The organism is Tellurirhabdus rosea (assembly GCF_026278345.1).
Classification (GTDB): Bacteria; Bacteroidota; Bacteroidia; order Cytophagales; family Spirosomataceae; genus Tellurirhabdus; species Tellurirhabdus rosea.
The window spans coordinates 5,388,348-5,415,178 of sequence record NZ_CP111085.1; the positions used below are offsets into that span (position 1 = coordinate 5,388,348).

A 26,831-nucleotide genomic window follows, 5' to 3' on the forward strand; every position below is an offset into this window, starting at 1 on the left:
GTTCTTAAGCAGTGATTTTCTTGCGGGGGTCGAGGTAGAGCGGAAGGCGTTTGAGTTCTTTCTGAACCCGGGTAAAAAACGCGGCGCTGAGGCTGCCTTCCGCCATGATGCTCCGGTCGTTGGTCCAGCCGCGGGCCGCGTCGGAACGAACACGCAGCAACCGGCCCCGGGCGGACAGACAGAGCGCCAGCCAGCCGTCCTCGCAGCGGCCTTCGGCCCGGGGCTGTCCGGAGGTCAGTTCTGTTCCCGTAAAGGTTGACTGGTGGCCGATAGTCACATCGAAGCCCCCGACGGCCAGCGCGTCGGCGCGGCGGAAGGCGAAATTCATGCCCCGCACGTCCACGGCCTCGCGGTTGCGTTTACGGATGTGCGTGAACAGTTCGCCGATGGATTCATAAAGACCCAACTTAAGGCGGGAATTCTGCCGACTGGGGATAAACGAATAGTAGCCGTAAGTACAAACCACCTCGGGCTGCGTGAACAGGGGTTCGGTGACGGCATCAACCCAGCCCGGCGGATACAGCGAATCGGCGTCGGCACAAACGATGCAGGTGCCTTTGGCGGCCAGCAGCCCCGCCTGCCGGGCATGGGCCACGCCCTGCTGCGTGACCAGAATCGAACGCACGCCGCAGCGGTCGAGGATTTCCTGGGTCCGGTCCGTGGATTTGTTGTTGGCAATCAGCAGTTCGACCCGGCGAGTCGACTTGAGCCCGGCCATGGAGGCCAGGAGCCAGAGCAGGTTTTTTTCTTCATTATAGGCCGGAATCACAATGGAAATTTCCGGCGCACTGTCCGATAACCAGCGGAGCTTTTCCCGCAGTTCGTCAAAATGGGAAGCCGGAACCTCGTCCGGAGATTTAGGCGAATGCAGAATATTCTTAAGCCAGTCGGGCGTAGTAAAGCGCTGTAAAAACATAGGCAAGCAGTTGCTGGAGAATCCGTCTCAAAAACTGTGCCTTTGTCTGATAAACAACGGCCCGGAGCCTAGGTGCTCAGTGATTGCCCGTCAGCCAGCGAACGTTTTTCTTCGGGAGCCGGACCACCGAGCCCCAGTACGAACGAAGGGATTCGAGGAGCGGCAGCCACTCTTCGGTATTGTGGGGATGGGCGAGAAACGAGGTAACCCCGGCCTGGTAGGCCTTGTGAATAAAGAGCCGGTCTTCGGTGTCCGAAAGCGCCAGAACCGGAACCGTGCTCCAGGCCGAATCCTGCTTGACGGTGCTCAGAAAATTCCAGGAATCCACTTTGTCGGGAGCCAGATGGAGCATGATCAGGTCCGGCAGGGGGGAGGTCGCCGTCGAGGTCCGCTTTTCGAGGTACTGGATTGCTTCCGGCGTATCCTGGGCAAAAAAAGAATCGTTGGAGAAAGACAATCGGTTCATGGCTTCCCGGATGGCGTCTGCACAGGATTGGTTTTCCTCCACTACCAGCACGTTGAGTCGCTGTTCGTCCATAAAAATAGGTCTTATCGAATAGGGGTCTTAGGCCGCAAAGTATTAAAAAGCACCCGGAAACGACCTTTCCGGACGGCGGAAAATTAGGCAATGGAGCCGTTTTCGAGGCAGTTGCTCCTGCGGGTCCGGCTTGGGTGGAATAGAACGAAAGAAAGCCCGGGCAAGGGCAAAAAGGGGGATTAATCCTTTTATTTCTCGCAAAAAAATTGCATATTTGTATGATTGGGTATGCCTTTCTATGGGATACTTTTTTTGATAGTATTTTTTTAAGATAACCCTCTGAATATGGCTGAGGAAAGCAGCAGTAACATTATTCCCATCAATATTGAAGATGAGATGCGTGGAGCCTACATCGATTACTCGATGTCGGTCATTATTTCACGTGCACTTCCCGACGTGCGGGACGGTCTGAAACCCGTACACCGCCGCGTGTTGTTCGGAATGGCCGAACTGGGTGTGAATTACAACAAGCCGTTCAAGAAATCTGCCCGTATCGTAGGGGAGGTGCTGGGGAAGTACCACCCGCACGGCGATGCGTCGGTGTACGATACGATGGTCCGGATGGCCCAGGACTGGTCGCTGCGGTATCCGCTGGTGGACGGACAGGGTAACTTCGGTTCCGTCGACGGAGATTCACCGGCGGCCATGCGTTACACGGAAGCTCGTCTGAAGCGGATCGCGGAAGAACTGCTGACGGATATATACAAGGAAACGGTTGATTTTCAGGCCAACTTCGATGATTCACTGGAAGAGCCGTCGGTCATGCCGGGTAAACTGCCGAACCTGCTGCTGAACGGCTCGTCGGGCATTGCCGTCGGGATGGCGACCAACATGGCGCCGCATAACCTGACGGAAGTGGTGGAGGGCATTGTGGCTTATATCGATAACCCGGAGGTGACCATCGACGAGCTGATGAAGTTCGTGACGGCTCCGGACTTCCCGACCGGCGGAACGATCTACGGCGTGGAAGGAGTGAAGAACGGGTACCATACCGGCCGGGGCCGCGTGGTGATCCGGGCCAATGCCACTATCGAGGAAAACCGGGGCAAAACGCAGATCATCGTTACGGAGATTCCGTACATGGTCAACAAAGCGGTGATGCTCGAAAAAACGGCGGACCTCATCAACGAAAAGAAAATTGAAGGGATTTCGGCGTTCCGGGATGAATCGGACCGCGACGGGATGCGGATTGTGTACGACCTCAAGCGCGAGGCGGTGCCTAACGTCGTTCTGAACAACCTTTACAAATACACCCAGCTGCAGTCGTCGTTCGGGATCAACAACGTGGCGCTCGTGAAAGGCCGTCCGATGCTGCTGAACCTGAAGGACATGATCCGGTACTACGTCGAGCACCGCCAGGAAGTGGTGACCCGCCGGACGCAGTACGAACTCCGCGAAGCCGAAAAACGGGCGCATATCCTGCAGGGTCTGCTCATCGCGCTCGATAACCTCGATGCGGTCATCGAACTCATTCGCTCGGCCCGCGACCCGGAGGTAGCCAAGAACAGCCTCATCGAACGGTTTGAGCTGTCGGAAGTGCAGGCTAAAGCCATTCTGGAACTGCGTCTGCAGCGCCTGACGGGCCTGGAGCGGGACAAGATCATCGCGGAGTACAACGAGCTGGTGGCGCTCATCAACGACCTGAAGGATATTCTGACGAGCGAGGTTCGGAAACTGGCCATCATCAAGGACGAACTGCTGGAGTTGAAAGCCCGTTACGGCGACGAACGCCGGACGCAGATCAACCCGCTGGGCGATGGCAACATCAGCGACCTCTCGCTGATTGCCGACGATGAAATGCTCATCACCATTTCGCACCAGGGGTACATCAAACGGACGCCGCTGGCAGAATACCGGGCGCAGACCCGCGGAGGCGTCGGTTCACGGGCCGTCCGGACGAAAGACGACGACTTTACCGAGCACCTCTTTACGGCCACCATGCACAACACTCTGCTGATTTTCACGCAGAAGGGACGGTTGTACTGGCTGCCCGTTCACGGTCTGCCGGAAGGGAGCCGGGATTCGAAAGGCCGCCCGCTGGCAAACTTTATCAATATCGAAGGCGACGACAAGGTTCAGGCGGTCATCAACGTCAAGGACCTGAAGAACGAGGACTACATCAACAATAATTACATTGTGATGTGTACCGAGCAGGGAACCATCAAGAAAACCCTGCTGGAAGCGTTCTCCCGCCCGCGTACGAACGGGATCATTGCGATCACGATCAACGAAGACGACAGCCTGCTGAACGTCTGTCTGACGACCGGAAACAACGACATCGTCATTGCGTCCAACTCCGGGAAAGCGGTCCGTTTCAACGAGAACCGGGTGCGTCCGATGGGTCGTACGGCGGCGGGTGTGAAAGGGATTGACCTCGATGAGGCCGCCGGAGACAAGGTCGTCGGCATGGTGTGCATTGGCCGGGAAGACGCTCAGTTGCTGGTGGTGTCGGAGAAAGGCTTCGGCAAGCGTTCGGAAGTCGATGAATACCGCGTAACCAACCGGGGTGCCAAGGGCGTAGGAACGCTAAAAGTGACCGAAAAGGTCGGCAACCTCGTGGCCATTCTGGAAGTAACCGATTCCGATGACCTGATGATCATCACCCGGGCAGGAACGGCGATCCGCATGAACGTAGACGAGATTCGCGTGGCGGGTCGTAATACGCAGGGGGTTAAGCTGATTAACCTTCGGGACGGAGATGAAATTTCGTCCGTGACGCAGATTGCGCGGGAAGAAGAAGAGGAGGGAGCCGGGGAAGAAGGCACCATCACCGAAGCGGCTTCTGATTCTGAAGCTTGATATTTCCGGAAAATATACGGTACTTCCCATAATTTTCGTTAACCAGTTCAACCAATAACAGTTTCTCACATGAAAAAAGTCGCATTGTTCCTGCTGGCGGGTTTCCTTTCGGCAGGAGCGTATGCCCAACAAGCGGGCGGTCTGGATGCCGTGATGGAGCAGCAGTACAAAAAGGACAAGGAAAAGAGTGATAAAGACATCACGGATGCTAAGAAGTCGGCAAAGGCAGCTACCTGGCTGAGCCGGGGTAAAACCTACGAAGAAATCGCGCAACGTGCCGTTAAACTTGATTCCAACGCTGCCATGACGGCCTACGAAGCCTATAAGAAAGCGGCTGAATTGGACAATGGCGGCAAAACAGGCAAAGAAGCCCAAGACGCTCTGAAAGGGCAGGGCATGTACTACGCTTTCATGACGGCCGGTTCCAACAACTACCAGAGCAAGCGGTTCAAGGATGCGGCCAAGTTCATGAACATGGCCATGGAAGCCAACCCGAAGGACACCACGGCTGCCCTGTACACGGGCATCGCCGCCCAGCAGGGTGAAGACCTGGCGCTGGCCAAATCGGGCTTTGAAAGCTATATCAACAACGGCGGGAAAGACCCCAGCATCTATTACGCACTGTCCAGCCTGTACCGTCAGGATAAGGATATCGATAAAGCCATTGGGGTACTCGACCGCGGCATCACGGCGCTGGGCGGCAACAAAGACCTGTCGGCCGAGCGCGTAAACATCCTGGTGAACGCCGGCCGTATCGACGACGCCATGAAAGGCATGATCGCCCTGGCCGAGAAAGATCCGAACAACGCCACCAACTGGCTGAACATCGGTATCCTGTACGACCAGAACGCTCAGAAAGCCAGCACCGAGCTGAAAAAGATCTCGGACGCTTCCCGCCGCTCAAAAGTGCTGCCGAAGCAACTCGCCGAGCAGCAGGACGCGCTGAAAGCCATGCAGGGGGAAGTAACCCGCCTGACGGCCCGCGCCAAGAAAGAGCCGAAGAATGCGGACGTAAAACGCCAGCTGGCATCCGTTAATCAGATGATCACCGATAAGAAGTCGGATATCGCCGAGACGGAGAAGCAGATGAAAGAAGAGGCCGGCCAGCCGCAGGTAGAAAACGCGGAGGGGAAAATCGCTCAGCTGACCAAAGAGCAGAACGAGAACCTTGCCAAAGCCCTGGAATACTACCAGAAAGCGCTGCAGATCGACCCGAATAACTACGATGCCAACTTCAACATGGGCGTTTATTATTATAACGAAGCCGTTATCATGAAAGGCCAGGTTGACAAGATGGATATGAAAGAATACCAGGCGCGTGGTAAGGAAGTCGAAGGACGGGTTTGCGGTAAATTCAAGCAGGCACTGCCGTACTTCCTGAAAGCGAAAAGTGTGAAAGACACGGAGAGCGATCTGAACGAAAGTCTGACGAACCTGCAGAACATCCTGAAGCAGTTTGAAGACAACAAGATTGCCTGCATCGAGCCTAAATAAGGAAAAAGGGGGCGGTTCTGAAAAGGGCCGCCTTTCTTTTGGAAAAGCTAGTTAACATAATATAAATTATACAACAAATAGTTTGATGCGTTTCCACAGGGATGAATTACTGTATAATAGGTTGATTATAAAGGCAATATACTTCCTCTTATAAAACAGGGGTTTAACTATTCACGTGAAACGTTGATTATCAGCGCTTAATTAAATACCATAAAAAAAGCCCGCAGAACGCGGGCTTTTTACTTGTCTAAGACTCGGGCGTTACTTGAAATAGAATCCGGTCGGAATCAAATCAACCTTAACGGAATCGATACGCTCCCCGGTCGATTTATAGCGGAAAACGTAGCCTTGGCGGCTGTAATCCAGCGGGTCTGACCCGTAGATGTTGTTTGTGGCCGGATCGACGCCAAGGCCGTAAAAACCGCGACGAATGACAGGTTTGTCGAGGGTTACAGCGGTCGCCGAGGTCAGAACGGTATGAACTCCGTTGGCGGCGACAAAATACAGCATCGTCCGCTCCTTATTGGTCGATAATTCATCCGGGTTGCTGTTGATCGCTTTGCCGTCGATGACTAAACGGCGTGTTACGCTCGCCGTGGCGGGATTGATCCGCACGAGTTCGGCGGTGGTCATGCCGTTCGGGCTGCTCCACGTAGGTTTGCCGCTGCACAGCACCCACACCTGGCCTTCGCTGTCAGTCACCAGATTGGTAGGTACATCACCCACGGGGATCGTTGAGGTGACTTTGTCCGTAGTGACGTCAATCACGTCAACGGTGCTGGCGACCTCAAACCCGCCGGAGTTGGCTACCAGCACGCGGTTCCCGGCGAGAAGCAGGTCCTCGGGACCTTTTCCGGTCGGAATGTAGGCGGTCACTTTAAGGGTTCTGAGGTCCACTACCGCTACGCCGGGTTTCGTTTGCGCGTCGCCCCAGCAGCTGACGTAGGCCTTATCGGCAGAGACGATCTGAATCCGCCGGCATTGCGGCAGACCGGATTCAATGGCCCCCACGGACTTAAAAGTGGTGGCTTCCACGACCTCAATCTTATTGCTGTTGTTGACGACGAGGTATCCCCGACCGTTGGCTTCGGCATAATCCTGCAGAACGTCCCCGACGAATCGGTTATTGACGGTACGGAAAATGTCGGTGATCGCCGTCGATTCGTTCCGGTTCAGAAAAGAAACGGAGGCATTTCCCTTCTGAAAGTTTCCTTCGTTGAGGACGAGGACTCCGGTGTCGTACGGTTTTGCTTCCGGATTGTCGTTCACCTGACAGGCCTGCAAGCCAATAGCCGTAGCCAGAACCACCGTCAGGCGAATGTTTGAGAAAGTAATCATGGTAATGAATTAGGGATAAATAAAAAACAACGAAAATTGATAGTGTCTGCCAGGCATGGCCCGGTCCTGAATTGCCTGGTACGTGGTGTTAAAGACGTTATTGACCCTGAAAATGGCTTCTGTTTGAAAGCGGGCAAACTTCCGCTGATGTCTGAGGTAAGCGTCCGCCAGCCAGTAGCCCGGCAGGGCGTAGGAATTATCCGAAGTAGTAAAACGCCTGCCTGTATACGTATGCTGTACCCCACCGACGAACGACCGGTATTGCAGATCAATCGTCCAGTTGCCTGAGTAGTTGGGAACATACATCAGTTGCGGAGGACGCCCGCCTGCGCCCTGCGCGGCCAGCGATACGGTACGGTTGTAGTTCAGCATGGCCGCCGACTGCAATTGAAGGCGACCCAGTTTATGAGCGAACTGCATACCGGCTTCCAATCCTTCGGCGCGAACGTTCGGCAGGTTTCGTACCGACCAGTAACTGACGGTATCCCCTGGAACCCAGTCGAGCCAGTTTTGAACGGTATTCCGGTAAGCCGTCAGGTGCCAGTTCTTCAAGGTGGAGTGACTGAACGTCTGGCTTACGGTCAGCTCCCGGCTGAAACCAGATTCCGGAAGCAGATTTAGATTGCCGCCGGGACGCCAGTATCGATCGTTCAGCGTGGGCACCCGGTACGAGCGGGCCGCATGGGCTTTGACCGTAAGCAGGGATGCCAGGAGACGCCAGTCATATTCGAGTCCCAGCGCCGGGGTAAACGGCGCGCGAAACCCGGTTGTCGTCGATTGACGGAGATGAACCGTCGAGCGCAAACGGGCTGTCCAGTGTCCGGTAGCCAGCACGTAAACATCAAACCGGTTTTGCCGACCCGTCTGTTGATAGGACTCAGCCCGTGCCTGCTGGACGGCGCCTTCCAACCCCCACTGGAATTGCCAGTTGGGGAAACCACTCTCCGATCGGTTTATCCGCCAATCCTGTTCGTACCGGAAGATGGTCCGGGTCTCCGAAGAGAATTCGTTCAACTGGGTGGACGGCTTCTGATACCGAATGGATGAATATTGGTGATAAACGGAAAGCTTGTCCTTCCATCCCGTATGGTTAAATTCAACAGACGCTAATGAAGAAAGGGTTTCATCCGCCTGACTCTCGTCCGAAATACGGACGCTGATGGGTGCCTGAAGCTGGCGTTGCGATTGATTCCACCAGGCGCTCAACGTCAGGGCTATTTTTTTGCTGAATCGGATAAAGACATCCTGCGAAACGGATTTTTGGCGAATCCCTGCATCCTGCTGCCGCTCCCGGGGCTGGCCAAACCGGGATGTGTTTCTGAACCAGAACCGATTGGCGTGATCCAGCAGAGAGACGCTTGTCCTTAAGCTTACGGTTTGCCGTTCGTTGGTGTAACCGGCCGTGGCTTGGCCGGTCTTCAGTCCAAAGCTGCCGAGAGTAGCGCCCGCCGTGGCTTTGAATCCCGGTTTCCACTCCGGTCTGGCAGAAAGCGCTATACTACCGGCAATGGCATCCGAGCCGAAGAGACTACTGCCAGCACCGGGTTGAACAGCCATGTCGGTCAGTCCCGAAATTGGAATCAGATTTAAATCGGTACTGCCGAGCATGGATGAATTGATCGGAAAGCCGTGCCATAACACCGCCGTTCGGCTGGCGGGCAGTCCCCGGATGATAAGGGCAGACAACATACCGTTGCCGTAGGCGCGGTTCGGAATGCCGGTGTATCTCCGAAGAACGTCGGATAGGAACTGTCCGCGCGATTGCACCAGAACTGAATCCAGCAGAATTTCATTCTGTCCGATGCGGAAGGCGGCCCGGCGTTCGGCTCGTACGGCCAGCGTATCGAGGACAATAGCCGCTGGCTCCCGGGTTTGAGCCCAGGCCGGTACGTTCAGGCCGGTCAGTACCGTAGCCAGGAACCCCAATGAATACCTCATGAATGATAAAGGTTACACCAGAACAAATCCTGGTGGCTTCTGAAGTTCTTCACCCGAGAACAACGTCAGCATAAGGTAACAGGCAGGTCTCCTGGCTTACGGCCCGATTTTAGCCTTCCCATTCGCAAAGGAACAGTGGCAAGAAGAGAAATCGGTTAGTGCGCGTTTACAGTTGCGGGGACAGCACAGGCCTTTCACCTGTTTCCCTATTAAGTCTTAGAATTTGCCTTTGTTGAAATCCAGACGCCATATTACGTATTGCAAATATAGGTATATAAACCGGAGATGGTTGCTTAGGACGGAGAATACTCTTTAAAAGTGCCATCCGTGTAGAAGATCAGAATACGCTCGATTTGTTTAGAAACCGCACCTGGCTCCTGGTTTACAATTGTATCCGGAACGGCTTCGGGCTTGCTGGCTACCGGCTTGGGTTGAACCAATGGAGCAATTTCAGGTTGTAAATTGTTTCTTCGGCCACTTGGCGGGTTAGAAAACCGGTTGTCGTAATTTACAACGTTATTTTGCTCTTCGTCTTCGAGCATCCAATTGGTCCCCAGGTCCGGAAAACGCCGCAAAATCTTCTGTATAATATCATAACTTGGCCGGTTACGCCCCGATAGAATGTGAGAAATGCTGGCTCGGTTTACCCCGATTTCGTCGGCAAATACCGAAGGTGTTAAATTACGATCCTTCAGTAACAGTTTAATTTTGTCATTTATTGACATAGTTTACAAGATTACATGTTAACCGATGTTATATAACAAAAGTAAATTAAATAATGTAAATTAAAATGGAATGTTAAATAATTTACAAAAATAAAGCCAGCTACTTTTGTAAATAGCTGGCTTGTTTATGTAAACCGTAAGCTGTTGAGTTTTGTAAACTCCGGTTTGCTCTGTTAAACCGTTACGTTGTTCTCCCGAAGCGCCTCGTTCAGCGAAGTTTTCAAATCGGTAGAAGCTTTTCGTTTGCCGATGATCAGGGCACAGGGAACATGAAACGTACCCGCAGCAAACTCTTTCGGGATGCTGCCCGGAATGACAACCGAGTTTTCGGGAACATATCCTTTGTACTCGACCGGTTCGCTGCCTGTCACATCAATGATTTTGGAACTGCCGGTGATCGTGACTCCCGCACCTAGAACCGCACGCTTTCCTATATAGGCTCCTTCCACTACGATACAGCGGGAGCCAATGAAGGCGCCATCCTCGATGATCACCGGGGCTGCCTGAGGCGGCTCCAGGACACCCCCAATACCGACACCTCCACTCAGGTGGACATCACTCCCGATCTGGGCACAACTGCCTACAGTTGCCCAGGTATCCACCATAGTCCCTTCGCCTACATACGCCCCGATATTGACATAAGAAGGCATGAGAATCGCACCCGGACTAATATAGGAACCATAGCGCGCAACGGCCGGCGGAACGACCCGAACCCCTCTCCTTTTATAATCTGTTTTCAGAGGAATCTTGTCATAAAACTCAAGAATTCCCACCTCCGAAACCTTCATTTGCTGGGACGGGAAGTAAAGAAGAATGGCTTTTTTAACCCAGTCATTCACCTGCCATCCAGATCCATCCTGCTTCGGTTCTGCAACGCGAAGCTGGCCTTCATCAAGCAATGCAATGACTTCGGCGACGGCAGCAACAGATTCGGGTCTTTTCAGCTGTTCCCGATCATCCCAAATATTTTCAATTTGGCTTTTCAACATAAAGACAAAATAATTATATAAACAGGAAGAATTTTTACTTTTGACAAGTTAGATAAACAAACTCATAACCAGTTAGTTACGCTTTTGACTTATAAAATATTTCAGGCGTAAAAGTTATGAATTCATTATAGAAGATTATTGGATACGTCCAGAAAGCTCGATGCCTGAGTTAAGCCGCTTTATAAAAGCCAGCTCGAAAACATGATCAAATATACGTATACCTTTTGGAAATATTTGACCATTCTTTTCTTCGCTATCCATTCCAGCTCAATTAAACACACCAATTACAGAATAAAGAGAAAAGATGAACGGTTGAAATGATCTTGGTCTAGATCCTGATCATAGCGGCCAGCGCAACGACATTCTCCTATCAGCCCATCTTTTCTTTCTTCTATCTGTCTATTATATATAAATAAAAAAACCACTTAAGTGGTTTTGAATAAGAGAGAAAAATTATAAAGCCAGAATCTAAACGTCCGTCTTTTAAAGCGCGCTGGCAGGCTTCTCCAACGGAAAAGAACTATTGTGTCAAGCGTCATGAAAGAGCGGCTCTACGTCTCTCCCCGATCGTTCTAAGCCAATGATCGGAGCCTGGTATAAAATGATTATACCTGGAAAAAAATTTTAGCCCTACGCACTCCTGCAGTCTAAAGGCATATAGTTATCCTGTTTATAGCTGAAACATGTACCTATAGCGTGTAATACATGGCAGAAATAATTGATCTTATATATAACCAGATTCAGATAGGATTCAACAATAAATAAATAGTTAGTAAATACCAAACATAATACTATTATAATTAGTATAAAGCAGCAACTTAATTAGCATATTACTAATCAATACAACTAAATACTAATTTTGTGATCTAACCTTGCTAATACTAATTACTAAAATACTAATGTAATGCGCTCTGTTTATTGTCTTCATCTCTTTCTTCCCTGCATTTTTTCTGTCTTTTTTAATGACAAGTCGTAAATTTGCCCCGTCACTCAATTCTTTCTACCATGAGCAAAATTAAAGTTGCCATTAATGGATTCGGTCGTATTGGCCGTCTCTCCTTTCGTCGGCTGTTAGAAAAAGAAAATGTTGAAATTGTCGCTATCAATGACCTTACCGATAATGCGACCTTAGCCCATCTTTTGAAATATGATTCCATTCATGGCAAGTTCAACGGAACCGTAACTTCCGATAGCGATAGCATTACCGTAAATGGTGTCCGTATCCATGCGTATGCAGAGCGTGATCCCCAGAACCTACCCTGGGCTCAGTTAGGTTGCGACGTGGTTCTTGAGTCTACCGGCCGTTTCGTGGACGAAGCCGGTGCAGGCAAACACTTGACTGCCGGTGCCAAGAAAGTGGTTATCTCCGCCCCTGCAAAGGGAAACATCCCGACGGTAGTACTGGGAGTAAACGACGATACGCTGACGGGAACTGAAACCATCGTTTCCAACGCTTCCTGCACGACGAACTGTCTTGCCCCGATGGCGAAAATTCTGGACGATACGTTCGGAATTGAAAAAGGGTACATGACAACCATCCACGCTTACACGGCAGACCAGAACCTTCAGGATGCTCCCCACTCGGATCTGCGTCGTGCCCGTGCTGCTGCCTTATCCATCGTACCGACCTCAACGGGCGCTGCTAAAGCCGTTGGACTCGTCCTGCCTCACCTGAAAGGCAAACTCGACGGCAACGCGATGCGCGTACCTGTCCCCGACGGTTCGATCACGGACTTTACGGTTATCCTGAAGCGGGAAGCTACGGTTGAAGAAATTAACAATGCCGTTAAGGCCGCTGCGGAAGGCCCGATGAAAGGCATTCTGGAGTATTGTGTAGACGAAATTGTATCTACCGACATCGTAGGCAACCCCCACTCCTGCATCTTTGACTCGAAGCTGACCAGCGCAAACGGTACGCTCGTGAAAGTGGTAGGCTGGTATGACAACGAGTTCGGTTATTCAAGCCGGATCGCTGACCTCATCGCGCGTTTGGCCTAATCGGTTAGGTATTGTACAATAAGTGAGAAGGCGGCCTCAAAGGCCGCCTTCTTTATTTCTGGAACTGGAGGTACTTGATGGAATGCCCCTGGGAGGAAAAGATTTCCTCATACTTGGTTTTGATTCCCAGATGAATGGAAGCCAGTTCGGTCGAATAAAGGTCAAAAGTAGCCTCCAGCTTCTTGAAACCGGCGGTCGGCAACATTTCCAGACTGTATTCAAAAAAATCAGTGTTGTCGGTCTTCAGATGGAGGATTCCCGATTCGTTGAGGATGTTGCTGTAGATCTGAAGAAATCTTAGATTGGTTAACCGCTTTTTCTCTTTCTTCTGCTTCGGTTGCGGGTCGGGAAACGTAATCCAGATCTCATCCACTTCGCCGGGACCGAAGAAGTCTTCCAGTTGCAGAATATCGCAGCGCAGAAATGCCACATTGTCCAGGCCCTCCGCCAGAGCACTCTGGCTTCCCCGGGCAAGACGATCCCCTTTCCGGTCGATCCCGATGAAATTGATGTTTCGGTAATGCCGACCCAATCCAACGGTATACTCCCCTTTTCCGCAAGCCAGTTCAAGCACTACGGGGTTTTCATTTTTAAATACCTCGGTCCTCCACCGGCCCCTGACCGTTTCAAACAAAGGTTTCCCAAACTCTATGACATTAGGACTCATCCGGTTCTGCTCGAACCGCATTAACTTCAATCTACCCACGTTATAACTTGTTTAATTCAGCCACCAGGTACGTACTACCCGTGACCAGGATACAATCATTGTTACCAGCCCGGGATACTGCCGCTTCCAGGGCCTCATTTACATCCGCATACAAAGAGCCGGCCAACCCTCTTGCGGCCATGACTTGAGCCAGTTCCTGAACAGGCAACGCCCGGGGAATCCGGGGCTGGGTGAAATAATACGTCGCCTCTTCCGGAAAAAGAGCTATAACCCGCTCCAGGTCCTTATCTTTCACAAACCCCACCACAATATGCAGTCCGGAAAAAGAAAGCCGTGAGAGCGCTGAAAACACCGAAGAAAGGCCCGGTTCGTTATGGGCGGTGTCACAAATCACCATAGGCTCCTTTTGCAGAATCTGCCATCGCCCTTTCAGACCGGTCAGCGACACGACTTCACGAACGCCTTTCAGTATGGCCTCCCTGGGGACCGGATAAACCATCTGTATTTCGTCAAGCGTAGCCAGAACCCCACCCAGATTGCGTTGCTGATACTCCCCCAGTAAGCCTGATTCGATTTCACCCCACGGCTCCCCCTGCTTCCAGACCTCGAAACGCCTTGTATCCAAAACAGGCGCCCCGGTAGCAGGTACTACCCGGTAAACATCCTCGGCAAAGAGAAGCCTCGCCCCTTTTTCATTAGCGGATTGTTGAAAAACAAAATCGGTGTCGCTGCTTCGCTGGCTGATCACGGCTGCAACATTTGGCTTGATGATGCCGGCTTTTTCAAAGGCGATCGCTTCGAGGGTATCCCCCAGCACATCCGCGTGGTCCCAGCCGATGTTGGTAATCAACGAGACCACCGGAGTAATGATGTTGGTTGAATCAAGACGCCCGCCCAGTCCTACCTCCATCACGGCAATGTCTACCTGCTGCCGCGCAAATTCGTCAAAAGCCAGGGCCAGGGTTATCTCGAAGAAAGAAGGTTCAATCTCTTCGATCAGGTTCTGATGCCGCTTCACAAACTCCGCGACCCGCTCCTCGGCGATCGATACGCCGTTAATCCGGATTCGCTCGGTAAAAGACTTCAGATGGGGAGAGGTATAAAGCCCGGTCCGGTACCCCGCGCATTGCAGTACGGACGCCAGCAGATGGGAAGAGCTGCCCTTCCCGTTCGTTCCTCCGACGTGGATATACTTTAGTTTTTCCTGCGGATTACCCAGCGCCTGGCAGAGCCGGATGATATTGCCCAGTCCCGGCTTAATGGCTTTGGCACCTACCCGGTGAAAAACCGGGAGTCGACTGTACAGGTATTCGATACTTTCCGAATAGGTCATTCGGCAAATTTACTTGGATTTGATAATAAAGGTAATGGTTCCGGTTGAAACGGGCGGCGTGACGGAGGACTTGGGCACCAGGCGAACGCGCTGAACGGCCCGTTTATAAACCTCCACTACCGCCGCACTCACGGTGGTCTCCATCGTCCGGACCGACAGAATATCGCCCCGGTCGTCCACTTTTATCTGAAAAACGATTTTCCCCGTTTCGTCCGAATCGTCATCCACCTGGGGACGACTGCCCAACCCCCAACCGGAAATATTCAGAGACACCCCCGAACCCGTGCCGCCCGGAGCACCGTACAGGCTTTTTGCATCTACTTTCCCCTCCGGATTTCCTTTATCGCCTACTCCTGAGGCGTTGTCGCCGTTATTGTTTCCGCCCACGCCGGCTCCACGACCCGCGGTGCCATTGGACCCGGCCGATCCCGAACGCTTAAAAAGGGCGCTGTTATCCACTTTCGGTTTCGGACGGGCAACCGGCTCGACGCGCGGGGGAGCGGGCGAAGGTTTGGGAGCGCTCGACACTATCTTTTTCGGTTCGGCCTTCTCGGGTGTCGTGACCGGGCTTTCAACTTTGGAGGCGATGTCCGGCTTTTCGGTAATCACCCGGGAGGGCCGGGCTTTTTCAACAACGGGCACCGGAGCGGGAGGTATTTTTTCAACCCGGGAAGTCGTCGTTACTTTTGGGTTCGGGACGTCCTCCTCCCGTTTCACATTTTCGGGATTAGGCGAATCACTGGCCTTATTCAGCGTCTGGAGGGAACCGCTGCCGACATCGTCCGTCCCGAAATTGACTTCCACAAACTCAATGACAGGCGGCACCGGTACGGTTCCGGACAGAGTGACCAGAAACAGCAGGAGGAAAACGAGCCCGCAGGCCAATCCGGCCCCCGCGAGTGCTGTCAATTGGTACTTCTTTTCGTTTTCCAGAAAGATTCGGTTATTCATCCAGTTGCGTGTTTCTTTAGTCTGCTGCAAAAACAAAGCGAAATTAAGCGTTTCTGTTCCAAACAAAAAAAAGGCACTCGTCAGAATGCCTTTCCTTTATCGAAAAATCAGGATGTCTGCTTCTTAATTTCGGCTGATCCACGCTTCTGTTCCCGTGAATTCGGCAATCCGGGCCAGATCCGCTTCTGCTTCCGACCGTTTGTTGAATCCAAAGGCCGCTACTTTGATCAAGCCCCTTTTTGCTTCCGGATTAACGATGAATGCGGTTTCGTATCCTTTGCGACGGAGCTGGCGCTGAAACTTCCGCGCGTTCTTCTTACTCGAAAAGCTCCCCGCGATGGCCAGGTACCTGAATTTAAGGGTCTCGGCAGGCTTAACGACGTCCGGCGTCCCGACAGGCACGGCCTTTATTACTGGAGCCGCCGATACCACCGACGGTACGGGTGCTGAAGCTACGGGCTTGACCACGACGGGTTCGGCTGCCACAGGAACGGATGCTGCTTTGACCGGTATCTTTTTAACCACCGGAGCGGCGGGCTTTTCTTCCTGAACAGCGGGAGACAAATCACGAACCGTCCAGACCAGATCAAACGGGTTCAGGCTGGAAGCCAGCTGGCCCGGGACACGGCTAAACGTAAAGTAACTCATCACCCCCACAGACCCGACCAGCAGGACCGCCGCGACCCAGCGCCAGTAAGGCGCCCGGACCGTCCGCAGGGCCGGATGTTCCAGAACCGTCGCCTCTGCTTCTTCCTTCACGGTTTCTCCGGGAGTGACACTTTCTTCCACAGGCACCGCCACGGCAGCGGCCGGAACAGGCTGAAACCCGAAGCATTCGCCCAGAAAGTTATGCCGTAATTCGGGATCGAACTGCAGGTGTCCTTCTTCGTTATGAGTAAAGAGCCCAACCCCTTCCAGCTGAAACGAGCCCGCATTCCGGATCTGGGTTTTGATTTCCTCCACAAACGCCCGAATGTGCCTCAGCGCCTCCTCGCGGGAGCAGGACTCGTGCAGCATCATGTAGCTGATCAGCAGGCCGTCATCGAGTTTTAGAGCGGCATTGAAAGCGACTTTCTTCCGCGGCGGCAGGTACATTGCCATACCCTCGGCAAACTCCGCGGGCAAATGCCGAAGGATAAAGCCGCCCAGTTCCGGCACAACCACACAGTCATACTGGAACAGCAGCTTTTTGATATAATCCGATACAGGTAGCATGGCAGTCGGGTTAGGCATCAGAACGAGTAGGAAACTCCGCCGAGAAAGTTAAGCCCCTGTTGAGGATAATACAAATAGCGCTCGTAATTTTTTCCGAGGATGTTATTTAACGACACAAAAGCAGAGACCTGCTTGCCGAGGAAGTAATCAATCTTCATATTCAGATCCCAGATAGCCGGCAACGTTACCACTCGTCCGCTCGCAAAGTTCTTCGACCGGATCCCGCTGTAATGGTACAAATCCGTGGTGACGAAAAGCTTTTTGTTGACGATCAGTGAATTCGACCAGACGCCCGTTTGCCGGGGCCGGTGCCAGGCCTCCTCCAGGCGGCTAAGGGCATAGTCGTACACATCCACTTTCAGGGTTGACCGGAACAGGTCCTTATAGGTGTAACCCAGCTGACCGGAGATGTTCAGGACCCGGGCATTTCCCCCGTCATAGAGGACTGAGAAACGCGAGGTATCCGCCCAGGTATTGTTGAAGGCGTAAAAGTTACGGTACTGCCCGTAGGAAACCTTGGCTTCATAGGTAAATCCTCCGCCCAGGTCGCCCTTCGAACCGCCGTAGAGATCCAGCGTCTTCTCCGTATTGGCCAGAACCACCTGCGGCGAAAGCCAGCGGTTTTCGTTCAGCAGGCTGCGCAGCGTATTTCGGGCAATATCCCCATCCACGCCCGCGAAAAAATGGAAGCTCCCCACCGGAACTACGTCGAGTTCAACCACGGGAAACGCCCGGGTCCGGTTGATGCCCAGTCGGCGGTCGGTTTCGTTCACGGCGTTGACGCCGGCGGTGACCGTCAGCAGGGAGGTACTGTACTTGAAGGTCGGTTTGACCCGGAACAGATTGCGGTTATCCACCGGACCATCCGTGCGCTGCGTCACGAAAGCATCCGCGGCAATGAGGGCGATAAACTTTTCGGTAATGCCGACCGACCCGTTGAAATTGGTCGCCCAGTCCGTCTCGGAAGCGTTGTAACGGTCCCGGAACGACGTGATGCCGGTTTTCAGCGAGTAATCGATCAGGTTTTCCGGCTCCGTGTTTTCGATCCCGATCCGGAAGTTGACCGTATTGAGCGTCTGCCGAATGGTATCCCGGTCTACCTCGCGGGGCCGCCGATAGCCGTAGAAGTAGAATGCATCCCGGTCGTAACCCAGGTTGGCGGTAATCTGCGCCGAATTGGTCAGATAGGCGCCGTTCAATTTCAGACGGTTCTCGCTGGTTGCGGAATTCTTCCCATCCACCGGACCAATGGACGACGATAAATGCCGAAAAGAGCCATCGACCATGATGTTTTCCGACACCGCCGTGCTCCCGAACGCTTCTCCGAGGAAGGAACCGTAATTACCGGCCCCCAGCTTCACGTAGTTGTTGAAAAGCGGCGTATTCTCCGCTTTGCCGGACTGAACCGGCAAAGCCACAGGCGACAACCTCGGATCGCCCACGGCCAGCGGTCGGTCGGTAAACTCGTAGGTCACCTTCTTCTGGTCCGGGTTCGCCTTCAGGGAAGGAATTTTGTTGAAGACCCGGTTGGCGGCGGGCAGTTCAATCTTGCGGTTTTTCTCGATGGTGATCTCCTGGTTGTCGATTTCTCCCTGCCGCGGCGGGGTCGGTCGTCCGGGCTGCTGGGCGCGGACTTCAGAAGGCATTAGATAGAGGCAACCCGCCACCAGCGAAAAACAGGCCGCCCGGAGCAGGGCGGTACGGGCTACGTACGAACGAATATCAATGAGCATGGGATAGAGTCTCTATTTTCTTTCTTCCAGAGCGGCCAGTTTCTGCTTGGCTTCCTGAACGATTTCGGGTAAGGTTGAATTTTCAATGATCGAATTCAGAACGGCTTTAGCCTGGGTCAGTTCATTCAGCGCTACGTTATTGTCCGCCACCAGAATAAAGCCTTTGCCTTTCCAGTATTCCTGTTCCGCAAAATCGGCGTTGAAACGAAGCAGGGTCTGGATCGACTCTTTGTGCTTTTTATTCTTGTACTGAATGTCTCCGATCCAGTAATTGGCTTCCGCCCCGTTGTCATCCTTGGCCAGACGGATCGTCTTCTCAAACTCCTCCAGCGCCCGGGGATATTCTCCTTTCTGGTAGGCGGCTTTGCCGAGCATGAGCTGACCCCGGTTGGTAGCCCCCGGAACCGTGTTCCCCAGTTGAAGCACCTCACGGGCATACACCTGCGTACTGTCGTATCGCCCCATCGCAAAATAGGTATCCATCAGGCCGAGCGTGGCGGTTACCTGATCGGCCTTGCTGGCGGCCTGCGCCTGCACAATTCGGTAGTTCTGGACGGCCTTCGGATAGTTCTTCTGCCCTCTTTCCAGGTCGGCGGCGCGGGCGGCGGCACGGCTGACAAAATCCGTTTTGTTGTCGCTGATGACCTGGTAATAAAACCGCAGGGCATTGGTCGGGTCGTTGGACCGGAAATACGAATCCGCCAGGTAATACCGCGCTTCGTAAATCAGCGGACTACCGGCATTATCATCGATAAAGGCCGTAAGCGCCTGCACAGCCTGAGCGTATTTCTCATTGAAGTACAGACCTTTAGCATTCTCAAACTCAACCTTTTGTAAATCTGAGCTGCCCGGGTTCTGTTTCTTGTAATCCCGGACAACGCTCCCGAATTCTTCGCCTCTGCCCGCATCGCTCAGAGCGTTCTGCAACCCGATGAGCGCACTCGCCGCGGCCGGACTGTTGCCGTACTGATCCAGAATCCGCTTGTAATCCTGAACCGCCGGTTCGTAGGTCTGGAGATTTCCGTAGGCGGTAGCCCGCTTCAGAAGCGCCTGGGGAATGAGGTAACTTTTGGGCTTTTCGTTGATCAGCCGCGTGAAGCCGCGGATTGCCGACTGGTACGAACTCTTCTCGAAATCGACGTTCGCCATCTGGAAAAGCGCGTCGTCCACGTACCGGGAGGTCGGGTACCGGGTGACGACCTGCTCGAAGAGGTTCTTCGCTTCGGTAACCCGATCCATAAACCCAAGAATGAGTCCTTTCTGATAGGTGGCATAATCCCGGTCAATGCGCCCCTGGGCGATGGCCTGGTCGTAGTACCGAATGGCTTCGTTGTAATTCTTGGAGGCGAAGTAACTATCCGCTACCCGGACCGTCGCGTCCTCGACGGTCTGCGGATCTCCGCCGCGACCGGCCCGGCTGATGTAATCGCGGAAGTACGTACCCGCCCGGCTGTAATCTTTCTGGTTATAGTACGCGTATCCGAGAGCATACAGGCTTTTGGTGGCCAGTTCTCCGTTTCCCGCCTTGATGACCTGATTATAGAGCGGAATGGCGTCATTATACTTCTGTTGGGCCGAAAACGATTCTCCCTTCCAGAACTGGGCGCTGTTGCGCAGGTCCGCGTCGACCGGATTCCTGAGGGATTTGTCAAAATTGGTGATGGCCGCGTCGTACCGCTCCGCATTGAAATCGTTAACGGCCTGGTTATACGTGACCCGCTGGTAGGAGGCGTTGATTTTAGGCGTCCGCCGGCGCAGTCCTTCAATGTAGGAGATTGCCGCCGGGAAGTTGTTCGACGCAAAGTACGCCTCCCCGATCAGTTCGTTGGCTTCGTTTTCGTAGGAACTGTTGGGATACTTCTTCAGGAAGTCCGTCAGTTCGCGGGCCGCCTCGGCCCCATTGTTCAGGTCCAGCTGAACCTTGGCGTGGTTAAAGGCGGATTCTTCCTGAATCGGTTTGTTGAAGGTCAGCCGCGCGGCCTGATCAAACGCATTCAGGGCATAATTCGGGTTGTTGGTCTGCAGGTAACTGACCCCGAGCCGATAGGCGGCATACTGCGCCACCGTATCCTTCCCCGCCGAGATGTTCTTCAGGGAATTGATGGCCCCGGCATAATCCCCGGTTTTATAGAGCGCATCCCCCAGGCGAAACTGGATGGGCGGCGGAACGCTCCGGCCTTTGGTATTCGAATATTGGCGGTAGTACGGTATCGCCTTGGCAAACTGTCCTTTGTTGTAATACACTTCGCCCGTAAAAAGGGCCACATCGGCCAACTGCGCCGCATTGGCCCGGTTGCGGGCCAGCAACGGCTCGGCATAGGTCAGCAGTTCGTCGTACCGCCCGGTTTTGTACAGGGACTGCACAATCCAGTTTGGCACATCGTTCTGATACGCCGGATTCTTTTCCACGCGCCGGAAGTCCGACAGCGCCTCGGCGAAGTTGCCGTTCCGGAAATTGATCACCCCCGCATAGTAGGAAGCCGCCGGAGCCTGGTCGAGACCGGTATCCTGTTTGATCTGGTTCAGCAGCGGCAACGCCTGCCGGAAATCCTGCTTGCCGTAGTAGGCCATCGCCAGCAGGTATTTGTTCTGCGCGGCCCGGGCGTAATTCTGGTTCTGCCGGACCGCCTTTTCCAGAAACGTAATGGCCTTGTCGACGTCTCCTTTATAGAAGTAGTATTCTCCCAGATCCCCGAACAACTGGGCCGCTTTGGGATGGGTCGTATTCGTTTTGACAAAACGATCCACCTGCACCTCCGCGCCGGGCAGATCCATGTACAGGCCCGAAAGCGCCAGGTAGTACTCCGCGTTCACGGCGTTGAGGTCGCCGGTATTCAGAACGCTGCGCCGCGAGGTGAGGTACTGCTGAAACTCTTCCCGGGCCGCAGCATAATTATTTTTTTCAAACCATTCGATGCCATTCCGGTAATGGCGGTCAGGTTCCGTATAACTCAGGGTGCGCTGAGCCTGCAGCGAAAAGGGTAACGCGCAGCAGGATAAAATTACCGCAAGATTGCGGGGAGACAATTTCATATTATGAGGTGTTGACAATGAACAGGTTGATCAAAACAAGTAAGCCGTTCCGGTAACAATATACCCGTTTGCCGGTTTGGTATTGCGTCAGAAGGTCTTTACTTTCGTAGCCAAATAATACAATTTCTGACACGTTAAAAACGAAAGTACGTGCTTTTCCGTATGAAAAAAACAGTAAGCCTGCTCTTTTTATGCTGGTTCCTGCTAGCATCCGCTTACGGACATGAGGGCCAACTTCCTCCGGCGGCTCCCATTACCTATATCCTGTCGATGCCTAAGCCCCAGACCCACTATGCCGAGGTAGAAATGCGTCTGGTGGCCTCCGATGCGGTTACCAACGTCAAAAAGAACGGGTATGTAGACGTTAAAATGCCCGTCTGGACACCCGGTTCATACCTCATCCGGGAGTACGCCAAAAACGTGGAGGGCTTCCGCGCGCTGGTCAACGGAAAGCCCGTGAAAGCCGATAAAATCCGCAAGAACACCTGGCGGATCTTTACCAATCAGGAAGCGATCACGATCCAGTATCAGGTCTACGCCAACGAACTGTCGGTCCGGACGAGTCATGTGGATGCCGATCACGGCTACTTCAACGGCGCCAGCATCTTTCTTTTCGTCGACGGGCTGCGCAGCCAGCCCCACCGCGTTGTCGTCAATCCCTATACGGACTGGAAAAAGGTCTCGACGGGTCTGCCCGCCGTCCCGGGACAGGCCAATACGTTTGAAGCGCCGGACTTTGATGTGCTGGTCGATAGCCCGATCGAGGTCGGCAACCAGAAGACCTTTCGCTTTACGGCCGCGGGCGTTCCCCACACGGTCGCGATGTTTGGAGAAACGACGTATGACGAGCAGAAGGTGGCGGCGGACCTGAAGAAAGTCTGCGAAACCGCCACGAGTGTTTTCGGGGAGCAGCCCTGTAAGGACTACACGTTTATCGTGCACCACACGCCCACGGGCGGCGGCGGTCTGGAACACCTGAATTCGACCACCCTGCAGGTTACCCGGAATGCCTACAGCCGTCCGGAATCGTACCAGGGCTTCCTCAGTCTGGCGGCTCACGAATATTTCCACCTCTGGAACGTCAAGCGCCTTCGTCCGCGGGCGCTGGGGCCTTTTGATTACGAGAACGAAAATTATACGACGCAGTTGTGGGTGGCCGAGGGCATCACCTCGTTCTACCAGGACTACATCCTCCGCCGCGCCGGTCTGATTGCGCCCGATGCGTTTCTGAAGATTACCGCTTCCGAGATTACCCGGATCGAGAACCAGCCGGGCAACCGCGTGCAGTCCGTGGCCGAATCGAGCCAGGATGCCTGGATCAAGTACTACCGGCCTAACGAAAACTCCGTCAACAGCATCATCTCTTATTACGACAAGGGGGCCGTGCTGGGGGGCCTGCTGAATCTGGCCATCCTGTCGGCAACCAACGGCCAGCGGAATCTGGACGACCTCATGAAGTCGCTCTACGAGGAGTATTACAAAAAACAAAAGCGCGGGTTCACCGATGAGGAATTCGAACAGGCCGCCAGCCGGGTGGCCGGACGGAACATGAGCGACTTTTTCCGGAAATACGTGTTCAGCACGGACCCCATCGACTACAACGCTTTCTTCGCCCCGGTCGGACTGCGTCTGGACGATGTCAGCACCACCAAAAACGCCGTATTCCTCGGGGCCACCACGCGCGTGGTAGACGGACGCCATTTCGTAACCTCCGTCCGCCGGGACTCCCCTGCCTGGAACGACGGAATTAACGTCGGTGATGAACTGGTCTCCCTCAACGGCACTAAACCGGGGCCCGACCTCAACAGCGCTTTGGGAAGTTTCAAGCCCGGCGATGCGGTCAGCATTCAGGTAAGCCGGAATGGCCTGCCCCGGACGCTGAGCGTGAAACTCGCCACCAATCCGCTGGTAAACTTCCAGCTGGTTCCGGTCGCTAATCCGACAGCCGGTCAGAAGGCCCTTTATGCCAAATGGCTCCACACCGGAGACCAATAGGGAAAGCTTATGGTGCGTCTGCCTACCTGGTTCGCTCAGGCAGGCAGACGTTTTTGGTTAGAGCACGATTCCGTTCCGTTCCGCGCTTTCCATAAAGTCGCCGTGCATCTGTCCGAAGCGCTCCGCTACCTTTTTCAGGAACGGCCCATCGAGCAGCGTCACCACTTCCTCCTCAGACGACACGTCCATTTCACTGATTTTATAGGTCTGTTCGTACATCCCCACCTCCACTTTGAGGATGTATTTGCCGTTCCAGGCGAAAAGACCCATCTTTAACTGGGGATGCGGAATGTCCTTTAAATAACGCATAGGGGCTGGTTAACACCGTTAGATGATTGGTATTTCAAGCAAAATGATTCAAATTTACGCCAAAATCTTCCCGAGTCATGCGTCCGTTCACTTTGCTCCGCCTTAATTTCATTCTGTGCAGTCTGCTGCTGCTCACCAATTGTTCCGACACGGAGGAAGACGATGCGGTCCGGTTTTTCCAGCGGGCCAACCGGACCTTTCAAACCGGCGAATACCGGGAAGCCATTAAGTTTTACAACGAAGCGCTGGAAAAGAAACCGGACTTTGCGGATGCCCTCAACAACCGGGGACTGGCCCGTTACCGGATCGGCGATCTGCCGGGCGCCCTGGACGATTATAACCAGGCGATCGAGGTTGACCCCGAATTCTGGGAAGCTTATTTCAACCGTTCCGAAGTCCTGCTCGACCGGAATAGCCCCTCCGAGAGTCGGCAGGATCTGGAAAAAATCAAGTCCGTTTATGCAGACTCTTCCTTCTACCACGTCCGGCTGGGCGATGTGCTGGTTCGGCAGAACAACCTGTCCGCGGCGCAGGCCGCCTACGACCGGGCCATCCGCCTGCAGCCGTCCAACGCGGACGCCCTGACCAACCGGGGTGTTCTGTTTTTCCAGCAGAAACAATACAATTTGGCTGAGGCCGATTTCCGGGCGGCGGTAGCGGCTAATCCCAGGCAGGATTTTGCCCTCAATAACCTGAGTCTCCTGCTGACCCGCAAAAAGGAATACGACCCCGCCTTAAAGCTCATTGACCAGGCCCTGCGCCTCAACCCCGGCCAGCCCTATTACCTGAACAACAAAGGGTACCTGCTGCTTCAGATGAACCGTCCCGAGGAAGCCATTGTCCTCATTCGCCGCTCGCTTTCCCTCGACGACCGGAATGGGTGGGCGCACCGCAACGAAGGCCTTTACTTCCTGCAAAAAAACCAGCCGCAGCAGGCTTTGCCCCGGTTGCAGCAGGCCGAAAAGCTGGACCCATCCGTCGAGAACGTCTATGCCTACCTGGGTCAGGCGCTTCGGGCGGCCAATAACCTCGCCCAGGCCTGCAAAACCTGGGAGCTTGGAGCAAAAGGAGGCGACGAGCTGGCGCAGGAGTACCGCCGGCAGTTCTGCCGCTAGAACAGAGCCTTTGCCCCTTCCCGATACCGGCCAAAGACCTCCGCGTTGACCGCCCGGTCGGTTTGAATTTCCAGAAGCCGCGCCGAAGTGGAAGGGGCGTACAACCAGTCCAGACCCGCCGGGAGGCTCTCAAAACCGGCGGCCAGCTGGTAACCAACTCCCGCGTCCCGGGCGGTGTTTTCGCCGGAAAACGAATGGGGCGTTTCGAAAAAGGTCTCCAGTTCCGGCTGTCGGGAAGGTCCCTCGATAATCCGGAAGATGTTTCCCCCGTGGTTGTTGAGCAGCACGATGCGCAGATTGGCCGGGACGTGGGCGTTCCAGAGGGCGTTGCGGTCATAAAAAAACGCCACGTCCCCAATCAGGGCCGTCACCAACGTATCCGGGCTGGCCAGCGCCGCCCCCACCGCGGTACTCAGACAGCCATCGATGCCGCTTGTGCCCCGGTTGGCAAACACCTCGACCGACTCCCCGACGCCGCACAGGTTGACATACCGAACCGGCATGCTGTTGGCGGCGTGCAACTGGCTATTCCCGGGCAGTGCCTCCAGCACCTGACGAACGGCCCCGAATTCCGAGAAGGTTTCCTCCCGATTCAGAAACTGGTGCATAAAGCGGCGGGAGGCTTGCTCTTTGGCCAGCCAGGCATTCCGGAAAACGGGGTCCACCTCTTCATCCCCCTCTTTCATCCGCTGAAAATCCAGGTCTTCGAAAAGCTTTTGGAAGAAAAGCCGCGGTTCATACGGAATCAGCATCGTTACGGTCTGGAACGGGTCGGCAAGCGGGCCAGCGGCCTGAATATGCCAGTGCTGCCGGGGCTTGTATTTCCGCAGAAACTGCTTGAACCCTTTGGAAAGAAAGGACTGCCCGCAGGTAATCAGCAGATCGGGGCGCAAGTCGGCGGCGGCGGCATCCGGGAGGTTTCCCATGAACACATCCTGCGCGCCAATGAACGGCCCCGCACTTCCCAGGTTGGCGATACTGTCCCCGAGGATGGGAACTGCCCATTCGTCGCCCAGCTGCGCCAGCACTTTTCTTAAACCGCCGTCGGACCGGTGCTGGCCTACGGCGATTAGCTTCCGGTCGGCCCGCTCCCACTCCTCCTGCAGGCGGTGCCAGGTCGATGGCGCTAAAGCCGGCACCGAAGTCAGCTGCTCGATTTCCCGAACGGCCGGAAATTGATAGGCTTCTCCCTCGACGGGATACAGCGGCTCGCGGAGGGGGATGTTCAGGTGGACCGGGCCACGCGGGGCCAGCAGGCTTTGGTTGATTGCTTCGTTGGCAATTCGTTCCGCCGCCCAGGCCGCATCCGGATGGCCGTAGTCGGCCGGCAGTTCGGCGCTGTACCGGACGTGCTTGCCGAAAATATCCTGCTGGTAGATTGTCTGCCCGTCGAGCTGGTGAATCCATTCCTTTGGCCGGTCGGCGGTCAGCAGCAACAGCGGGGTTTCCTGAAAGTAAGCTTCGGCCACCGCCGGGGCCAGGTTGTACACGGCACTGCCAGAGGTGCAGACCACGATGACCGGCATCCGAAGCTGCTGGGCCAGCCCAAGCGCGATAAAACCGGCGGACCGCTCGTCGGCAACCACGTAGGTTTTGATATGCGGATGCCGGGCGAGGGCGAGCGTCAGCGGTGCCGAGCGCGAACCCGGAGAAATGACGGCATGATGGAGGCCCTTCCGGGCGCAAAGTTCAACAAGGGCTAAGACGTGCTGATGAATGGCCACAATTGGTATCGTTATTTCAAT

The 26,831-nt window shown here is 54.2% G+C and carries 19 protein-coding genes and 1 riboswitch; of the genes, 5 read left to right on the forward strand and 14 right to left on the reverse strand.

What is annotated here, in order from left to right; translation table 11 throughout:
- Positions 1 to 4: 4 nt before the first annotated feature.
- Both ORG26_RS22680 and ORG26_RS22685 read right to left on the reverse strand, forming a co-directional pair.
- The gene (locus ORG26_RS22680) at positions 5 to 916 is read right to left on the reverse strand and encodes a glycosyltransferase family 2 protein (protein ID WP_266365941.1); all 912 of its coding nucleotides are present in this window, start codon (positions 914 to 916) and stop codon (positions 5 to 7) included.
- A gap of 76 nt (positions 917 to 992) precedes the next feature.
- Positions 993 to 1,454: a response regulator gene (locus tag ORG26_RS22685; RefSeq protein ID WP_266365943.1), complete on the reverse strand. Its 462-nt coding sequence runs from the start codon at positions 1,452 to 1,454 to the stop codon at positions 993 to 995.
- A gap of 285 nt (positions 1,455 to 1,739) precedes the next feature.
- Between ORG26_RS22685 and gyrA the strand changes: the two genes are divergently transcribed.
- Positions 1,740 to 4,253 (forward strand): DNA gyrase subunit A, encoded by a 2,514-nt coding sequence (gene gyrA, locus ORG26_RS22690; protein WP_266365945.1) that lies wholly within the window; start codon positions 1,740 to 1,742, stop codon positions 4,251 to 4,253.
- 69 nt (positions 4,254 to 4,322) lie between these two features.
- Positions 4,323 to 5,747 (forward strand): tetratricopeptide repeat protein, encoded by a 1,425-nt coding sequence (locus ORG26_RS22695; protein ID WP_266365947.1) that lies wholly within the window; start codon positions 4,323 to 4,325, stop codon positions 5,745 to 5,747.
- Between the two features lie 261 nt (positions 5,748 to 6,008).
- On the opposite strand, the gene ORG26_RS22700 is transcribed toward ORG26_RS22695, so the two are convergent.
- The 4 genes from ORG26_RS22700 to ORG26_RS22715 form a co-directional block, all read right to left on the reverse strand.
- Positions 6,009 to 7,085 carry a DUF5074 domain-containing protein gene (locus tag ORG26_RS22700; RefSeq protein WP_266365949.1) on the reverse strand — a complete coding sequence of 359 codons (1,077 nt, stop codon included), beginning with the start codon at positions 7,083 to 7,085 and terminating at the stop codon, positions 6,009 to 6,011.
- A 9-nt stretch (positions 7,086 to 7,094) separates the two neighbouring features.
- On the reverse strand, positions 7,095 to 9,023 hold the full coding sequence (locus ORG26_RS22705; protein ID WP_266365950.1) for a TonB-dependent receptor plug domain-containing protein: 1,929 nt from the start codon (positions 9,021 to 9,023) through the stop codon (positions 7,095 to 7,097).
- Between the two features lie 64 nt (positions 9,024 to 9,087).
- Positions 9,088 to 9,289, reverse strand: a riboswitch (cobalamin riboswitch).
- A 27-nt stretch (positions 9,290 to 9,316) separates the two neighbouring features.
- Complete coding sequence (locus tag ORG26_RS22710) at positions 9,317 to 9,748, reverse strand: helix-turn-helix domain-containing protein (protein ID WP_266365951.1); 432 nt, start codon at positions 9,746 to 9,748, stop codon at positions 9,317 to 9,319.
- A gap of 173 nt (positions 9,749 to 9,921) precedes the next feature.
- Entirely contained in the window at positions 9,922 to 10,737 is an 816-nt protein-coding gene (locus ORG26_RS22715; protein WP_266365952.1) for a 2,3,4,5-tetrahydropyridine-2,6-dicarboxylate N-succinyltransferase, read from the reverse strand.
- A 1,005-nt stretch (positions 10,738 to 11,742) separates the two neighbouring features.
- Here ORG26_RS22715 and gap point away from each other — a divergent pair.
- Positions 11,743 to 12,735 (forward strand): type I glyceraldehyde-3-phosphate dehydrogenase, encoded by a 993-nt coding sequence (gene gap / locus ORG26_RS22720; RefSeq protein ID WP_266365953.1) that lies wholly within the window; start codon positions 11,743 to 11,745, stop codon positions 12,733 to 12,735.
- A gap of 52 nt (positions 12,736 to 12,787) precedes the next feature.
- Here the strand turns inward: gap and trmB are convergent, their stop codons facing one another.
- From trmB to ORG26_RS22750, 6 genes are all read right to left on the reverse strand, one after another.
- Entirely contained in the window at positions 12,788 to 13,423 is a 636-nt protein-coding gene (trmB, locus tag ORG26_RS22725) for a tRNA (guanosine(46)-N7)-methyltransferase TrmB (protein WP_323134439.1), read from the reverse strand.
- Between the two features lie 19 nt (positions 13,424 to 13,442).
- Positions 13,443 to 14,735 (reverse strand): bifunctional folylpolyglutamate synthase/dihydrofolate synthase, encoded by a 1,293-nt coding sequence (locus ORG26_RS22730; protein ID WP_266365955.1) that lies wholly within the window; start codon positions 14,733 to 14,735, stop codon positions 13,443 to 13,445.
- Positions 14,736 to 14,744: 9 nt separating this feature from the next.
- Complete coding sequence (locus ORG26_RS22735) at positions 14,745 to 15,686, reverse strand: hypothetical protein (RefSeq protein WP_266365956.1); 942 nt, start codon at positions 15,684 to 15,686, stop codon at positions 14,745 to 14,747.
- A gap of 123 nt (positions 15,687 to 15,809) precedes the next feature.
- Positions 15,810 to 16,901, reverse strand: coding sequence for an HU domain-containing protein (locus ORG26_RS22740; protein ID WP_266365957.1), 1,092 nt, complete (start codon positions 16,899 to 16,901; stop codon positions 15,810 to 15,812).
- 17 nt (positions 16,902 to 16,918) lie between these two features.
- Complete coding sequence (locus ORG26_RS22745; RefSeq protein WP_266369463.1) at positions 16,919 to 18,547, reverse strand: TonB-dependent receptor; 1,629 nt, start codon at positions 18,545 to 18,547, stop codon at positions 16,919 to 16,921.
- A 99-nt stretch (positions 18,548 to 18,646) separates the two neighbouring features.
- Positions 18,647 to 21,667 carry a tetratricopeptide repeat protein gene (locus ORG26_RS22750; RefSeq protein WP_266365958.1) on the reverse strand — a complete coding sequence of 1,007 codons (3,021 nt, stop codon included), beginning with the start codon at positions 21,665 to 21,667 and terminating at the stop codon, positions 18,647 to 18,649.
- 162 nt (positions 21,668 to 21,829) lie between these two features.
- Here ORG26_RS22750 and ORG26_RS22755 point away from each other — a divergent pair, with 162 nt between their 5' ends.
- Positions 21,830 to 23,662, forward strand: coding sequence for a M61 family metallopeptidase (locus ORG26_RS22755; RefSeq protein WP_266365959.1), 1,833 nt, complete (start codon positions 21,830 to 21,832; stop codon positions 23,660 to 23,662).
- Between the two features lie 57 nt (positions 23,663 to 23,719).
- Here ORG26_RS22755 and ORG26_RS22760 read toward each other — a convergent pair whose 3' ends face one another.
- On the reverse strand, positions 23,720 to 23,971 hold the full coding sequence (locus ORG26_RS22760) for a hypothetical protein (protein ID WP_266365960.1): 252 nt from the start codon (positions 23,969 to 23,971) through the stop codon (positions 23,720 to 23,722).
- A 77-nt stretch (positions 23,972 to 24,048) separates the two neighbouring features.
- Between ORG26_RS22760 and ORG26_RS22765 the strand changes: the two genes are divergently transcribed.
- On the forward strand, positions 24,049 to 25,086 hold the full coding sequence (locus ORG26_RS22765; protein WP_266365961.1) for a tetratricopeptide repeat protein: 1,038 nt from the start codon (positions 24,049 to 24,051) through the stop codon (positions 25,084 to 25,086).
- Here the strand turns inward: ORG26_RS22765 and menD are convergent.
- Positions 25,083 to 26,810, reverse strand: a complete 1,728-nt coding sequence (gene menD / locus ORG26_RS22770; protein ID WP_266365962.1) for a 2-succinyl-5-enolpyruvyl-6-hydroxy-3-cyclohexene-1-carboxylic-acid synthase — start codon at positions 26,808 to 26,810, stop codon at positions 25,083 to 25,085. The two genes, ORG26_RS22765 and menD, sit on opposite strands and share 4 nt — an antisense overlap.
- Between the last annotated feature and the right edge of the window lie 21 nt (positions 26,811 to 26,831).

What these genes read in the sequence shown, in the direction of transcription:
- ORG26_RS22680 (WP_266365941.1), bottom strand. Translation starts at nt 916, where the DNA reads ATGTTTTTACAGCGCTTTACTACGCCCGACTGGCTTAAGAATATTCTG.
- ORG26_RS22685 (WP_266365943.1), bottom strand. Translation starts at nt 1,454, where the DNA reads ATGGACGAACAGCGACTCAACGTGCTGGTAGTGGAGGAAAACCAATCC.
- gyrA (WP_266365945.1), top strand. Translation starts at nt 1,740, where the DNA reads ATGGCTGAGGAAAGCAGCAGTAACATTATTCCCATCAATATTGAAGAT.
- ORG26_RS22695 (WP_266365947.1), top strand. Translation starts at nt 4,323, where the DNA reads ATGAAAAAAGTCGCATTGTTCCTGCTGGCGGGTTTCCTTTCGGCAGGA.
- ORG26_RS22700 (WP_266365949.1), bottom strand. Translation starts at nt 7,085, where the DNA reads ATGATTACTTTCTCAAACATTCGCCTGACGGTGGTTCTGGCTACGGCT.
- ORG26_RS22705 (WP_266365950.1), bottom strand. Translation starts at nt 9,023, where the DNA reads ATGAGGTATTCATTGGGGTTCCTGGCTACGGTACTGACCGGCCTGAAC.
- ORG26_RS22710 (WP_266365951.1), bottom strand. Translation starts at nt 9,748, where the DNA reads ATGTCAATAAATGACAAAATTAAACTGTTACTGAAGGATCGTAATTTA.
- ORG26_RS22715 (WP_266365952.1), bottom strand. Translation starts at nt 10,737, where the DNA reads ATGTTGAAAAGCCAAATTGAAAATATTTGGGATGATCGGGAACAGCTG.
- gap (WP_266365953.1), top strand. Translation starts at nt 11,743, where the DNA reads ATGAGCAAAATTAAAGTTGCCATTAATGGATTCGGTCGTATTGGCCGT.
- trmB (WP_323134439.1), bottom strand. Translation starts at nt 13,423, where the DNA reads ATGCGGTTCGAGCAGAACCGGATGAGTCCTAATGTCATAGAGTTTGGG.
- ORG26_RS22730 (WP_266365955.1), bottom strand. Translation starts at nt 14,735, where the DNA reads ATGACCTATTCGGAAAGTATCGAATACCTGTACAGTCGACTCCCGGTT.
- ORG26_RS22735 (WP_266365956.1), bottom strand. Translation starts at nt 15,686, where the DNA reads ATGAATAACCGAATCTTTCTGGAAAACGAAAAGAAGTACCAATTGACA.
- ORG26_RS22740 (WP_266365957.1), bottom strand. Translation starts at nt 16,901, where the DNA reads ATGCTACCTGTATCGGATTATATCAAAAAGCTGCTGTTCCAGTATGAC.
- ORG26_RS22745 (WP_266369463.1), bottom strand. Translation starts at nt 18,547, where the DNA reads ATGCCTTCTGAAGTCCGCGCCCAGCAGCCCGGACGACCGACCCCGCCG.
- ORG26_RS22750 (WP_266365958.1), bottom strand. Translation starts at nt 21,667, where the DNA reads ATGAAATTGTCTCCCCGCAATCTTGCGGTAATTTTATCCTGCTGCGCG.
- ORG26_RS22755 (WP_266365959.1), top strand. Translation starts at nt 21,830, where the DNA reads ATGAAAAAAACAGTAAGCCTGCTCTTTTTATGCTGGTTCCTGCTAGCA.
- ORG26_RS22760 (WP_266365960.1), bottom strand. Translation starts at nt 23,971, where the DNA reads ATGCGTTATTTAAAGGACATTCCGCATCCCCAGTTAAAGATGGGTCTT.
- ORG26_RS22765 (WP_266365961.1), top strand. Translation starts at nt 24,049, where the DNA reads ATGCGTCCGTTCACTTTGCTCCGCCTTAATTTCATTCTGTGCAGTCTG.